Origin of the sequence: Nocardioides flavescens, from assembly GCF_009823805.1 — a bacterium.
Taxonomy (GTDB): Bacteria; Actinomycetota; Actinomycetes; order Propionibacteriales; family Nocardioidaceae; genus Nocardioides; species Nocardioides flavescens.
Genome location: NZ_WUEK01000003.1, coordinates 195,095 through 208,124 on the forward strand (window position 1 = coordinate 195,095; position 13,030 = coordinate 208,124).

Sequence of the window (13,030 nt, forward strand, 5' to 3'; positions counted from 1 at the left end):
CTACTTGTCCAGGCACGACTGGGTGTAGGTGGTCTGCCTCGCCTCGGGCGCCTTGGTCGAGCGCTCGTTCTTGGCCTGGAGCGTCCAGTAGCGCAGCCAGTCCATCTGCATGCGGGCGCGAGTCATCTTCTTGCCCGGCACGGCCTCCATTGTGAACCGCACCTGGAACTTGCGCCCGGTCAGCGCCGCGGGCCGGGTCTCGCTGTAGATGACCTTGGAGTCGACGAACCACGAGATGCGCTTCTTGGTGACCTCGACGGCGTAGACGTGCCACTGGTCCTGGCCCAGGCCACGATTGACCTTGCTCTGGAACAGATTGGTGGGGCGGCTGCGGACGTAGCCGGTGACGACCTTGCCGCCCATCGTGAACTTGTTGAGCGCGATGTTCTGCTCGCCGCAGCCCTCGCCCTCGTCGGTGACCGGCACGAGCTCGGTCAGCACCCGGTACGGCGTGTGCTTGTTGCCGTACTGCCGCTGCCGCAGGCGCGTCTCCCAGCGGCCGTACGCGCGGCCGGGGATCGTCATCTGCGCAGAGACGGTGCCACGGCCAGCGGTGTTGAGCGTGAGCATGCCGTGCTGGTTGCGGACCTTGCCCGGGCCCTCGACGTGCCAGCGCTTGCGGTTGAGCGGCCCCACGAACGTCTCGTCGTAGACCAGCCCGCCGTTGCCGTACCAGCCGAAGGTGTTGCCGGCGTGGATCGGGCCGGGCGGATCGGCGGGCAGCGCCTGGGAGGTCGAGGCGGGTGCGCCCAGCGTCAGCACCAGGGCGCCGGCGGAGGCGAGAGCGGCGGTGCGGGAGGCCCAGTCACGGAACATGGGCATCGACCATAGGCAGAGATCCGGCTCCGGTCGACTCGGCGGCAGAGACGGGTGCCGAACGCCTCAGCGAATCCCCTGGTCCGACGGGGCGCCCTCTGCCACGCTGGAACGGTGGCCGACGACGACGGCATCGACTTCGCCCTGGCGGCGTTCCGGGAGAGCGGTGAGTGGCAGCTCGAGGAGCTGTCGCACGACCACCTCGGCGACGTGGACGCCATCGCGGCCGCCCTCCAGCGGCTCCCGGGCGACGACGGAGCCCTGGCGATGGTCTCGGTCGACGAGGACTTCTTCGTGCTCGTGCGGGTGGTCGGCGCCGGCACCCGGGTGCTGCTCTCCGACGTCACCGCCGCCGAGGAGTGGGAGCTGGCCAGCTCGGTCGTCGAGCACCTCGGTCTCCCCGACCCCGACGAGGACGACGAGCCCGCCCCGGCCGGTGACCTCGCCCTGCTGGTCGACCTCGGGGTGCCGGCGGACGACCTCGGCGAGCTGCTCGACGACGAGGAGCTGGTCCCCGAGGACGCGCTCTACGAGATCGCGGGCGAGCTGGGGTTCGCCGACCTCTTCGACGAGGTGCTCGACGACTCGCTCGACGGCTCGCTCGATCCGCGGCCCGTCTGAGCCGTGACCTGACCTGTGAGCTCCGACTGGGACGCCGCCATGGGGGCGGCGCTCGACGAGGCGCGCGCTGCGCTCTCGACCGGTGACGTCCCGATCGGCGCCGTGGTGCTCGACGCCGACGGCGTGGTGGTCGGCACCGGCCGCAACGTCCGCGAGGCCGATGCCGACCCCACCGGCCACGCCGAGGTCGTCGCCCTGCGGGCCGCGGCCCGCGCGCGCGGCGAGTGGCGGCTCGACGGCTGCACGCTCGTGGTCACGCTCGAGCCGTGCACCATGTGCGCCGGCGCGGCCGTGCTCGCCCGGGTGTCCGGGATCGTCTTCGGCGCCCACGACCCCAAGGCCGGCGCCGTCGGCAGCCTGTGGGACGTCGTGCGCGACCGGCGGCTCAACCACCGCCCCGACGTGCGGGCCGGCGTCCGCGCGGAGGAGTCGGCCGCCCTGCTCGACGCGTTCTTCGCCCAGCACCGGTGACCGGGACCGCTGGCCGCGATGCTCGAACGGGCCAGACCCCGAGTGGTCACCACCTGTTCACGCGATGACCCACCCGGGTGACTCCCAACGGGGAAGCGTCGGGGGAGAATGCTCCGGTGAGTCTCGGACGTGTCGTGATCGGTGGCGCCCTCGGCGCCGTGGTGGCCTGCGCCTCGGCGGTCGCGACCGGGGTGCCGGCGTACGCCGACTCGACGGTCACGGTGCAGGGCACGGCCTTCCCCGACCCGGCCCGTGCGCAGCTGGGCTACGTCGGCTGTGACGACCTCTTCCACCGCGGCGGCGACACCCTCACGCCGATGATCGGCCCGGGCCCCGGAGGCTCGGTCCTCGGCTCGCGCAGCCTCGGCTTCGACCTCGCCGGCGGCAGCGCCGCGGTCGCCGTCTACACCGTGCCGTCCGTGCTCTCGACCACCGTCGCCTCCCTCTCGGTGCGCGCCGACGCCCGCGCCACGGGGGTCTCCTACGTCGGCTACCAGGCGCCCGCCGACGCCGGGACCGACCTGATCTGGCTCGGCCGCGCCGACCTCAGCACCCCCGGCGGTGCCTGGCAGAGCGTCAGCGCCGTCGGTCGGGCCTACACCTGGCGCCAGTACTCGCAGACCACCAGCGCCCTCGTCGCCACCGCCCCGGGCGGTCCGGCCACGGTCGCGGAGTTCGCCGCGGCCCACGGCGGCGACGGGCCCGGCCTCTACTCGCTCGGCTTCGGCTGCGACGGCACGCCGTTCCGCATGGACGCGCTGCGCATCGGCACCCCCGGCGCCGTGACGACGTACGACGTCGAGGGGCTGCGCACCTCCGTGACCATCGGCGTCGACTCGCCGGCCGGGGCCGCCCGCTCCGCCGCGGGCGCGCCCGTGCGGCTGACCGGCCTCCTGCGCACCGGCACCGGCGACCAGCTGCCGTTCGCGACGATGGTGCTCGAACAGCGTCGCGCCGGCGGCGGCCGCTGGACCCAGGCCGCCGTGGCCCAGGTCGACGGCGGCACTGTCTCGGCGACCGTGCGTCCGCAGGAGGACACGGAGTACCGCTGGCGCTTCGTCGACCGCCCCCTCGCCGAGGGCAGCGTCTCCGGCAGTGTGCTCGTCCGCGTCGCTGACGCCGGCACCACCCGCCCGTCCGACGAGCCGTCGCCGCAGTCGGTCCAGCCCTCTGAGCAGTCCTCCGACCAGCCTTCTTCGCAACCGTCCGACCAGGCCTCCGCGCAGCCGTCGCAGCAGCACTCGGAGCAGTCCGAGCAGCAGTCGCAGGAGCAGGTGCAGTCGAGCGAGCAGCCCGCCCAGCAACATTCCCAGGAGCCGTCCGCGGCCCCGTCGCAAGCGCCGTCGCCGGCCGAGTCGCAGTCTCAGGAGACCCCTGCCGACGCGGCTGCCAGCGCCGTGGTCGAGCCGGAGCCGACCCCCGCGCCGTAGGTCCGGGAGCGATTTCGACCCCACCCCGCCCCTCCGGTACGCTCTCCCGCGGTGGCGTGTCCGAGCGGCCGAAGGTGCATCACTCGAAATGATGTGTGGGGTCAAACCCACCGTGGGTTCAAATCCCACCGCCACCGCCGTGTGATGTCTCAGGACATCGGCGACACCCGGACCTGCGGTTGCAGGTCCGGGTGTTGTTCATTTCGGGGTTGTTCGGGTGGGTCCTTTGGGTGCTCCGGTGGGTTGGTAGTCGCGTGTGGGGTCGAGGGTGAGCTCGCGGAGGAGTTCGCCGGTGGCGGCGTTGACGACTCTGATCTCTAGGTCGGCGACGAGCAGGATGACGCGGGTTCGGGCGTGGGTCCGGCCGATGCCGATGTGGAGGAGCCGGCCGTTGTGGCGCAGGGTGACGCAGCCAGATGCGTCGATGGTGTCGTGGCGTACCCGGGCGTGGGTGTCTGAGCTGCGGTCGGCGCCGGGGGCGGCTTTGGGAAGAGCGTTGTAGACCGTCGCCGGGGTCGCCTGGTGGGGTAGCGAGCGGTGGGGCCGGCGGTGGTTGTACTCCTGCGCGAAGGCGGTCAGCATCGTGTCGAGGTCGGCGATCGTGGTGGGCTGGACGGGCTGGCCGCGCAGCCACTTCTTCATCGTCTGCTGGAACCGTTCGACCTTGCCGCAGGTGGTGGGGTGGTTGGGTCGGGAGTTCTTCTGCACGATGCCCAGGCGGCGCAGCTCGTGCTCGAGTTGGCTGCGTCCGCCCTTCCCGCCAGCGAATCGCACGGTGTAGACCATGCCGTTGTCGGTCAGTGTGGATGGCGGGTATCCGTGCTGGTCAGCGGCGTGGCGGAAGGTGGCCAGCACGATCGGTGCGGTGATGCGCGGGTGGGCGCTGAGATGCAGGACGTAGCGCGAGCAGTCGTCGAGCCAGGTGATGACCTCGACGTCTTGTCTTGGGCTGCCGTCGGGGCGAGCGAGCCGGTAGTGGGTGAAGTCGGACTGCCAGGTCTCGTTGGGCTGGTCGGCTTGGAAACGGATGTAGGAGGCCTTGGGCCGCTTGGACGGGTCGGGGGTGACTGTGCCGGCACGCACGAGGATCCGGTTGATCGTGGCGCGTGAGACGACGAGGTCGTGGCGGTGGCGCGGGTGCCAGTCGATGGTGTCCGCGCCGGCGTCGAGTCCGCTGTCGCGCAGGTGGCTGCGCAGACGCAGGATGAGGTCGACCGTGGCCGTCGGTGTGGCGTTGGGGTTGGTCTTCGGGGCCCGTGACCGGGGTTCGAGCGCGGCGTCACCCTCGGCCTCGTAGCGGGCTTTGAGCCTGTAGACCCAGGCGCGGTGCACGCCGTAGCGGCCAGCGACCTCGGAAGGGCTCAGACCCTCGACGAACAGGGCGGTGATGACCAGACGCGCCTTTGACATGGCCGAGCCTGACGCCGCTCACAGCTGTCGCCGATCACCTGAGACTCGTGTCGCCGATGTCGCGAGACACCTGTCGCCGATGTCGTGAGCCAGCACACCACCGCCACCGCCGAAGTTGTCACGTTGGAACCCCCGTCGAGCGAAAGCATGGCGGGGGTTCTGCCGTCCTCCATGCGAGGGCAACGCCTCAGGTCGGCCCTGGCGGCCTTCCGCGGTACCGGTCTGAGAAGCGGCTGCGATGAAGACCTCGCCTGCACTGCTCGTAGCCAGTCCGGACCCTCCGCAAAGGAACTGCGGGAATGGGCGCGGGAGAACAAGCTCGAGGTGTCGGAGCGTGGCCGCATTCCTGCCTCGGTGCGCGAGGCGTACGACGCCGCACACTGAACCCCAGCATCGGCGCACTCCGGAGGGGGCTACCCGTCGGCGACCTGCATGAGCCCGTACGGCTCGGCAACATAGATGAACTCGCCAGACCCTCTTCCGCGGGCCCGCCGTACCTCGAACTCGGCGGGACCGACGACATCACTGTCCTTCCCGCACCCGAGTGCGGCGGCTTCGCCAACGACCTTTCCGGGCTTCACTCGGTCCATGACGTCTCGACTAGCGGGCACGTAGGTGACTCCTTCAAACTCAACGCGTGGCGAACAAGAGTTTGAATTCCCAGATTGGCCCGCTTCGGGGCCACACGAGGAGAAGAGAAGGCACGCGCCGACAACAAGACCGGTTACAGCACTAATCTTGGGCTTCACGTCATCTCCGGAAATGATCCTCGCGAACAGTCATGGGGCCACCCTGTCGCGGCCCCATGACCTTGATCGCTACCCGGGGTAAGCGGCGCGCAGGTGTCGAACGTCGGACCGTCCGAGGTTACGCGCGAAGGCCTTGCATGGGAAGCTCGTCCCGTACATCGTCTGCCACGAGTTCTCAGCTCCGGTCTTGTCCTTCATCCCCAGCGTATGACCCATCTCATGAGTCATCACAGAGTCGACATCGTACTGCGTTGAGCAGCCGCTGCCAGGCGTGTAGGTGAAGTCGTCATCGGCGGTATTGAAACGGATGTCCGACTCGAACACGACGTTGCTGCTGTTGTACCAAGTGCAGTTCATCGCGACGTAGCCTCCGTCCAAGTTGCCCGCGTCGATTGTGCTGACGCCGTCTCGAGCCCCACAGGTGCTTTCGCCGTTCACCACGGTGAAGTCGGATTCATAGGTGGTTGTGCCAATGGCTTGCATGAGAGGAGCGCTAGACCCGTCATTCGTGAAGCACGGGGATGTTTCGTTCTTCCACACATAGCCGGCCCGATCGACTGCCGCCTCGGTCTGTGCCTGAGTTCCGCCGCCTGGCTGCCCGCCATCTCCGATGCGAAAGTTGAAAGCTCCGCCCAGACGCCAGACTTTCAGGGCACCGAGGTAGTTCGTGTCGCAGCCATTCTGGCTATAGGACGGACTGGGTCCACCTGAGCCAATCGCCTCACTAGCGCTCGCCTCGTATGTGATGGTTCCGTCGATCGCGGTCGCGACCTCCGCATCCATCGAGTCCCCATCGTGATACTCGCCTGAGACGCCAAGTCCATTCCCCGGCTCGGGGATCGCCAGCACGACTTCGCCGAGGTCGAGCTGCCGCCCCGTCAGATCACACTCCACGACATCAGTGCCTTCCGGAACGTCGCCGACGTCGATGACGCCTTCACTTACGACCCCACAGGCTCCAACCATCTCGTCGTTACCGGCCGCCGCAGCGAAGCCGGAGACGCCTATCGAGGTTGCAATGACAACCACCGCCACACAGGCGGTGCTCCGAAAACCCATACCCATCCCTCTCAAGATGCTGTGATGACATCCAATCAACGACTGCATCGAGCGGAAAATGGTTCGATGGGGCTTGGCGTCGGGTCATTGACGCGGATTGGTCAAGTCTGCTAGCTCGCTCTACGAGCGTTCCCGTGCGGACGTATTCATAAGGTGATTGCGTCAACCGACAGAGCTCGAAGTCTGAGCAAGGGGTCCCCGACGCGTCCCGAGAACGACTCAAACTGAATAGGGTGTTCTCGTGTGTCCGTACCCATCGACCGACAAGCGCCAGAACTTCCGGGTACGACCGGACAACGCAGGTGCTTGGCCCGAACACCTGGAACGCTGGGAGGAGCCTCTTCAGTAGCGAACTGCTAGCGGGGGTCGGGCGTCGTCGATGCTTGACCTCCGCCTGTGTGCGTGGCTCCGCCCTACTTTCGATGGCCCCAGCTCACGTCGTGACCCCGCACCCGCCTGCGCGAAACGAAGTGCCTGTCGAGGCGAATTCGTTGAAATGAGAAATGGATCTTGCAAGCATTCACCTGACATCCCGTCGCGGATCAAACGACTATTCCCGAAGGAAGTCAAGGCTTGCGACACATTCTGGTACGTTCGCTTGCGGTTGGCGATATTCGCCCCTACCGTATCTCAGCGGAAACACGGGTGCACCAGCGTTCGTACTGACAGCATTGGAGTCGCCATGAAACGTAAGCTGTTAACGACCCTTATTGGCCTGGGCGTCGGGCTGGGGGCGGTAGTGACCCAGCCGGCGACCTCGGCGGCGATGGTTTCGGCGCAGGACACGGGCAACGCGGCCGCGCACCAAAGTGCGAGTGCAACAAAACGCGTCAATAACGGTAAGATCATTGCCGCGACGCACAACATTGCGGGCGACGGCGGTGGCGCGACCAACCCGTTTGGCGGCGTCTACAGCTGGATAGACAACACTGCGCCGGACGTCGTGGCAATGCAGGAAGTTTGCGAGAGTCAGAAGAACGGGTGGGCTCGCGGCGGCGCCAACGGTTACACCATCGAATACATGGGCACTAAGACCAAGAACTGTGGCAGCCATGGAAATGCGATCGCCGTCCGAGCCGAGTATCCTCAGAGCAACGTGCAGAGGTTTTGGCTCCCTGGGTCGGCCAATAACGATGGCTGGGGCATGATTTGCGTGGACTTCACGAAGAACAAGAAGTTCCGAGCCTGCAGTACTCACCTCATTGCCGGTTTCGAAGGGGGCGATGACACACGCGAAGCTCAAGCCGCGTTCATCGCAAACAAAGCCGCCAACTGGATCAGCAATGGGTTCAGGGTTGTAATCATGGGTGACTTCAACGCGCCACCGGCAAGTGCAACCATCAAAAAGTTTGCCGCCAACAACGGATCAGGTCAGTTCTACGACGCCGACTACGCCAACCCGAATCCCACAAAGCGTGCTGACTGCTCGTCAGATTGGAATCGAAAGTACGACTATGTCTTCATGTCCACCAATCTCGTAAACCCCGGATCCTTGGGCGCTTCCTACAACTCCATCACGTGCTCGGATCATCGCTCCTACCAGGGAACCGGCACGATCAAGAACCAATAAACCGGCTTCCCGCAGCGAGGCGTCGCACCGAATCACAAAAGGTGCGGCGCCTCACCCCACCCACCAGTTTCTAGCCAGCACGGGCGCTCCCGAGTCATGGCCGGTCTGCGGCGCACCTCCCCTTTCGAACCGAACCTTGCGCAATCAGTCGCAATCGTCCTAAGGCTTCCCGATGTCACGACGCTGCCGGCGCCGCCGCGTAACTTGTCTCTCGGGCGGGACACCGAAGTGTTGCGAAGACTCAACAGGTCCGGTCGGACTTTGGCTTGGATTCGGCGTCTGCAGGCCTGCTCGGAGCTTGGAGATCAGAGCCACGCTCGTACCTCGAAAGGCCGGAGCCCAGGTCGAACTACGAACTCCCAGACTGGTTTGATTCAGCTGCGGCGCAGGAGGCCGCGTGGCTTCGGAACGCACCTGAGGGTGTGACGGTCCTAGACTCGGTCGCCCCTCGCCGGATCGCGCCATGGCGCTCGAGCTCACGGTGGTTCTCGAACAGGCGACCTACCAGTTCTGGTCGCGCAGAACCCCCGGGTAAGATCGGACGACGCAGGCGCGTGGCCCGAGCGCTGGGCACGCTGGGAGGCAATCGTGGTGGAGGATCACCTGATCGCCGTTCTCGAAGACGAAGGTGTGACGGCCAGACGGGTGGGCCCGCACGGTCACGTCGTTGCAGTGGTGCCAGACGAAAGGCTCAGTACGCAGGCACTCATGGCAACCGTGTCGACGCCTCGAGATGGTGCCCACGGAATGCGCTCCTCTGCCGTCGGTCAGTGCTCCGCACGTACGTGAAAGTGGGTGACGCGGTGCGTCTTGGGCGAAAACTCCGGCATCGTGCAAGAGAACTACCCTCAGCGGAACGGCCCGTCGACGGCCCGGATGAAGCTCCCCTGCTGACTCGGGTCTCAGCTGCGGCTGCCGTATCCCTCCGCCGGATAGCCGTGATCACTCCGGACGGCCGTCTGACCAAGAGGATGCGTTCGGCCCTGGGCAGTTTGGACGACGTCTGGGTGGTCCTGGTGGATGCAGAGGAGTCCGAGCGGGAACTGCACCTCGTGCTCTCCGCGGTCGGACCGTTCGATGCAGTGATCGACTTCGTCGCGGCACGCAGCTTTCGGCGGTTCGAGCAGTTGTTCTTCCACCTCGACCGCGGTGGCGTCTACGTGCTGCCCCAGCATGCGGGGACAGTCCGAAAACTGGAGAAGCTGTTCGCGGAGCAGGAGGACGTTGCCCTGCAACCAGCTCGCAGGGTTTCGCGTCAGGCGGCCCTCCAGCTGCACGCAGAGTGGATCGCGCGTGCTGACGGGACCCACATGTTCCTCCGCTGCAACATCAGTGCGCTCGCGGTGGTCAGAGACCACGAGATGACGAATCTCCTGCAGGAGAATCCAGAGAACGGCACTGTCCTGACGTCCATCCCCGGCCAGCGCTGGCACGTCGAGTCCGAGACGAGGACGAGTCGGCCCCTCGACGCGAACCCGATGCCGCGAGACTACGTAGTGCCCGACATGTTCCTGCGTGCGTACACCGACGTCGTCGTCATGCCACGCCAGGTTGCCATCTCCGGACACCTCGTCCTCCCGGAGAGCTTCACCACGGTCGAGACCCGTCGACAGCGCAATGTGAGTCTGCGGAACCTCGGGACCGACTTCGTGATGAAACCAGATCCGCTGGAGGACGTGCCTGTTCTGAAGGGAACGTATTTCCATCTCGACAACCTCATGAGCCATCATTTCGGACACTTGATGAGTGAGCAGGTCTCTCACATGTGGGGATGGGCACATGCCAAGGCAGAACATCCCGAGCTCAGAGCGCTCGTGTTCACCGAGAGTGGCCGACTCGAGCGATGGCAGACAGAACTCCTCACGGCAGGCGGACCGACGGAGGACGAGATCACCGTGTTGCGGCAGCCGCACAGAGTCGAACGGCTCGTTGGTACCACGCCGATGTTCAGCAGGCCCGCGTTCGTCCATCCTGAGCTGAGAACTGTCTACGACCGCATCGGCACTGAGTTGAGTGCCAACAGTGGTCTGACCGACACACCTCGACGAATATTCCTGAGCCGCCGAGGATCGAAACGCGAGTGCGTCAACTCAGCAGAGGTCGAACGCCTCGTGGACGAGTTCGGGTTCTTGATCATCTGTCCCGAGGACTTCTCATTGTCCGACCAGGCCCGGATGGTGAGAGCCGCTGACGTGATCGCCGGATATGCGGGTAGTCAGATGTTCAGCATCGCGCTGGCGGGCGGAAGCAAGCGAGTGGTGCTCTTCTGTTCCGAGTCGTATCCGGCGCACAACGAGTACATGTTGTCTGCACTGCTGGGTCACCAGCTGTCGGTGGTGGTGTGCGACGCTCAGGTCAAGCGGAGGTCGGGTCAGTTCTCACGCGAGGCGTTCCACTCGAACTTCCGGTTCGATCTGGCTCGCGACGGTGCGTTCGCACGGCGATCGCTCTCCTAGTCCTGCAACAAGACGGGCCATCACGTCCGTTGAGCTAAGGTAGCGCGCTGTGCGGGTCGTTCTTCATGCGGGACTCCACAAATCCGGGACGACCACCATCCAGAACGCCTGGCGGGCCTCGTACTCGGACGGGCGTGAGGTGTGGTACCCAGCGGTCGGTCGCGGAGGGGCTCCTGGCCACCACGCAGTGCTGCGTCCACTGCTCACTGACTTCATCTCGGGTCGAGCGCCAGATCTCGAAGCGGCGCGGCTCCGCGCGACACTCGCTGGGCACGACGGGAGTGGACTCGCGCGGATCCTCGAGAGGGCGAGACGTCGTGGAGCAGGGACGCTCGTCCTCTCGTCCGAGGATCTCGACCGAGCACGGCCAGAGGACGTGGAACGCCTCAGAGCTGCTTTTCGGGACTGCGACGTGAACGTCGTACTGACCGTGACACGACCTGTGCACCGATGGTGCTCGGGTTGGCAGACCCTGGTGAAGCACGGCCTTGCGTCGTACCCGGCTGAGGTCACGGAGTTGCTCGCCGACTTCGCGGCCCTGAACGTCGGGCGGCTCGAAGAACTCGTCAGGGTCCTCGGTGCCCCCGAGACTCTCATCCGAGTGGTCCGGACCTCTCCTGCTGAACCTGATCTCGCGCAGTCACTCGCATCTGCCCTCGGCCTCCCAGATCTCAAGGCGCTTCCGCCGTCGCTGAGCAACTCGTCGCTCGGACGGGACACCGAAGTGCTGCTCAGACTCAACAGGTGCGGTCGGGCACTCGGACTGGACTCGACGTCTGCAGGCCTGCTCGCAGCCTGGGGGTCAGCACCACGCTCGTACCTGGAGAGGCCGGAGCTCGTGTCGAAGTACGAGCTCCCGGGCTCGTTCGACTCAGCCGCGTCGCAGGAGGCTGCGTGGCTGCGGAACGCGCCGGAGGGTGTGACGGTCCTCGACCCCACACGCGCCCTCGATGGCTGGGGGAGCAGGGACGTTCCCGAGTGGTACGCAGACGCCAGCAGACGCGAGGCGTGTGTTCCGGAACGTCTCGAGGAGGAGAGCGAGGCCATCCAGCTGTGGCGGGCGCGTCAGCAGGTGCAAGTCCTGACGCGCCGCGCTCTCCCGCCAGAGACGCGCGACGTGTAGGCACCAGGGCGTCTCGAGCACTGGCTGATGGAACGGCCCGATCGCGAGAGTCAGCGCACGTCTGCTGCGTGGTGACTCCGAGGACGATTTCGACGGTCCCGGTAGCCTCGCTGACAACCCGCGGATCGACAGGTCAGGCCTGTCTCTGCGCGGTCGTTCGACTCCCCCAGATGGTCTCGGAATGGAGCAGTCGTGATTCGCAAGTTGGCAACTTCGGCGGCGCTGGTCGCTCTCGCGGGCCTGCAGTTGGCCTTCATGCCGGGCCGGGCCCAGGCTGCACAGCAGTTCGACGTGATCTCGGTGAACATCAGTGGCGACGAGCTCGCCGGCGACTCGTCGGCTCTGGCATCGCTGAACAACCAGATCACGTCGGCAACGGACGCCGTGGTCGTGGTCGAGTCGTGCCGAAGCCAGTTCGAGGCGTTCAAGGCCGGACACCAGAACTGGAGCACTCACTTCTGGAGCGAGGGAACCCGCTCCACCTGTCAGAACGGCCCCTATGCCGGGGAACTCGTGTCCTTCATCGCTTCGCGCAATCCGATGTCGAACCTGACCACCACGGACATGACCGACGGCGCCGCCGGCCGCAACATCGGCATGCCGTGCGCTGACGTCGGTGGCTTCAACGTGACCCTGTGCGCCGTGCACCTCATTGCCGGAGGTGACGAGCGCAAGGGTGACCGCAAGACCCAGATCGGTGAGCTCAACGACGCGCTGCGCGCCAAGTGGAACGCTCAGCCGGTCGTCGTTGCGGGCGACTTCAACACCACCCCCGACTCAGGCGAGATGAACGACATGTACCGCCTCACGAAGTCGGGGACGTTCCAGGGCGCGGGACAATTTCACGAAGCGGACATGACCGATCCGGCCAACCCCTCCACGAAGCCGAGCACGGTGACGTGCAACTCCGCCCAGAGCGCTTGTCGGTGGGGGCAGACCACCCGAGCTGGTGGTGTGAACAAGATCGACTACATCTTCTTCAACCGTCAGTTCACCAGCATCGGCTCTCTGACGGCCTCGACGTTCGCACAAGGCGCCAACCAGGACCATCGTGGCGTGAAGGGTTCGGCGATGATCGGCTGAGAAGGCGGCCAGTCGATCGTGAGGAGTTCGGCGTGGACGGTGGCGGGTACCCGCCTGACATGACGACCGCACCGATGGAGCCAGGCACCGACCCCGGAATCGAACCGATCCCGACCCCGGGCGAGGACCCCGGTCCCGTCCCCGACCCGATCGCCCCCGGCGAGGACCCCCTCGTCGAGCCCTTATTCGACCCGGGTGAGGCTCCCGTCACGCCCTGAGCGGTCCCGTCGAGGACTGTCGCC

At 66.2% G+C, this 13,030-nt stretch carries 12 protein-coding genes and 1 tRNA gene; 10 read left to right on the top strand and 3 right to left on the bottom strand.

What is annotated here, in order from left to right:
• Complete coding sequence (locus GRQ65_RS06055) at positions 1–816, bottom strand: LamG domain-containing protein (RefSeq protein WP_160876216.1); 816 nt, start codon at positions 814–816, stop codon at positions 1–3.
• A 114-nt stretch (positions 817–930) separates the two neighbouring features.
• Between GRQ65_RS06055 and GRQ65_RS06060 the strand changes: the two genes are divergently transcribed.
• The 4 genes from GRQ65_RS06060 to GRQ65_RS06075 all read left to right on the top strand — a co-directional run bounded on the left by GRQ65_RS06060 (position 931) and on the right by GRQ65_RS06075 (position 3,475).
• Positions 931–1,437: a tRNA adenosine deaminase-associated protein gene (locus GRQ65_RS06060; protein WP_160876218.1), complete on the top strand. Its 507-nt coding sequence runs from the start codon at positions 931–933 to the stop codon at positions 1,435–1,437.
• A 15-nt stretch (positions 1,438–1,452) separates the two neighbouring features.
• Positions 1,453–1,908 carry a nucleoside deaminase gene (locus GRQ65_RS06065; protein ID WP_337191519.1) on the top strand — a complete coding sequence of 152 codons (456 nt, stop codon included), beginning with the start codon at positions 1,453–1,455 and terminating at the stop codon, positions 1,906–1,908.
• A 116-nt stretch (positions 1,909–2,024) separates the two neighbouring features.
• The gene (locus GRQ65_RS06070; RefSeq protein ID WP_160876220.1) at positions 2,025–3,338 is read left to right on the top strand and encodes a hypothetical protein; all 1,314 of its coding nucleotides are present in this window, start codon (positions 2,025–2,027) and stop codon (positions 3,336–3,338) included.
• 50 nt (positions 3,339–3,388) lie between these two features.
• Positions 3,389–3,475, top strand: a tRNA-Ser gene (locus GRQ65_RS06075).
• A 61-nt stretch (positions 3,476–3,536) separates the two neighbouring features.
• On the opposite strand, the gene GRQ65_RS06080 is transcribed toward GRQ65_RS06075, so the two are convergent.
• The gene (locus GRQ65_RS06080; RefSeq protein ID WP_160876222.1) at positions 3,537–4,748 is read right to left on the bottom strand and encodes an integrase core domain-containing protein; all 1,212 of its coding nucleotides are present in this window, start codon (positions 4,746–4,748) and stop codon (positions 3,537–3,539) included.
• An 84-nt stretch (positions 4,749–4,832) separates the two neighbouring features.
• Here GRQ65_RS06080 and GRQ65_RS06085 point away from each other — a divergent pair, with 84 nt between their 5' ends.
• Positions 4,833–5,132, top strand: coding sequence for an Lsr2 family DNA-binding protein (locus GRQ65_RS06085; RefSeq protein ID WP_337191520.1), 300 nt, complete (start codon positions 4,833–4,835; stop codon positions 5,130–5,132).
• Between the two features lie 434 nt (positions 5,133–5,566).
• Here GRQ65_RS06085 and GRQ65_RS06090 read toward each other — a convergent pair whose 3' ends face one another.
• The gene (locus tag GRQ65_RS06090) at positions 5,567–6,532 is read right to left on the bottom strand and encodes a zinc metalloprotease (RefSeq protein ID WP_160876224.1); all 966 of its coding nucleotides are present in this window, start codon (positions 6,530–6,532) and stop codon (positions 5,567–5,569) included.
• A 706-nt stretch (positions 6,533–7,238) separates the two neighbouring features.
• Here GRQ65_RS06090 and GRQ65_RS06095 point away from each other — a divergent pair.
• The 5 genes from GRQ65_RS06095 to GRQ65_RS06115 all read left to right on the top strand — a co-directional run bounded on the left by GRQ65_RS06095 (position 7,239) and on the right by GRQ65_RS06115 (position 13,006).
• On the top strand, positions 7,239–8,126 hold the full coding sequence (locus GRQ65_RS06095) for an endonuclease/exonuclease/phosphatase family protein (protein WP_160876226.1): 888 nt from the start codon (positions 7,239–7,241) through the stop codon (positions 8,124–8,126).
• Positions 8,127–9,064: 938 nt separating this feature from the next.
• Positions 9,065–10,582, top strand: a complete 1,518-nt coding sequence (locus tag GRQ65_RS23855) for a glycosyltransferase family 61 protein (protein ID WP_337191521.1) — start codon at positions 9,065–9,067, stop codon at positions 10,580–10,582.
• 475 nt (positions 10,583–11,057) lie between these two features.
• Positions 11,058–11,705, top strand: coding sequence for a hypothetical protein (locus tag GRQ65_RS06105; RefSeq protein WP_237447795.1), 648 nt, complete (start codon positions 11,058–11,060; stop codon positions 11,703–11,705).
• A 192-nt stretch (positions 11,706–11,897) separates the two neighbouring features.
• Entirely contained in the window at positions 11,898–12,788 is an 891-nt protein-coding gene (locus GRQ65_RS23860; RefSeq protein ID WP_160876232.1) for an endonuclease/exonuclease/phosphatase family protein, read from the top strand.
• A gap of 59 nt (positions 12,789–12,847) precedes the next feature.
• Positions 12,848–13,006 (top strand): hypothetical protein, encoded by a 159-nt coding sequence (locus GRQ65_RS06115; RefSeq protein ID WP_160876234.1) that lies wholly within the window; start codon positions 12,848–12,850, stop codon positions 13,004–13,006.
• Positions 13,007–13,030 lie beyond the last annotated feature (24 nt).

Excerpts from the sequence above, each read along its gene's own strand:
- GRQ65_RS06055 (WP_160876216.1), bottom strand. The coding sequence starts at position 816 with ATGTTCCGTGACTGGGCCTCCCGCACCGCCGCTCTCGCCTCCGCCGGC.
- GRQ65_RS06080 (WP_160876222.1), bottom strand. The coding sequence starts at position 4,748 with ATGTCAAAGGCGCGTCTGGTCATCACCGCCCTGTTCGTCGAGGGTCTG.
- GRQ65_RS06095 (WP_160876226.1), top strand. The coding sequence starts at position 7,239 with ATGAAACGTAAGCTGTTAACGACCCTTATTGGCCTGGGCGTCGGGCTG.
- GRQ65_RS06115 (WP_160876234.1), top strand. The coding sequence starts at position 12,848 with ATGACGACCGCACCGATGGAGCCAGGCACCGACCCCGGAATCGAACCG.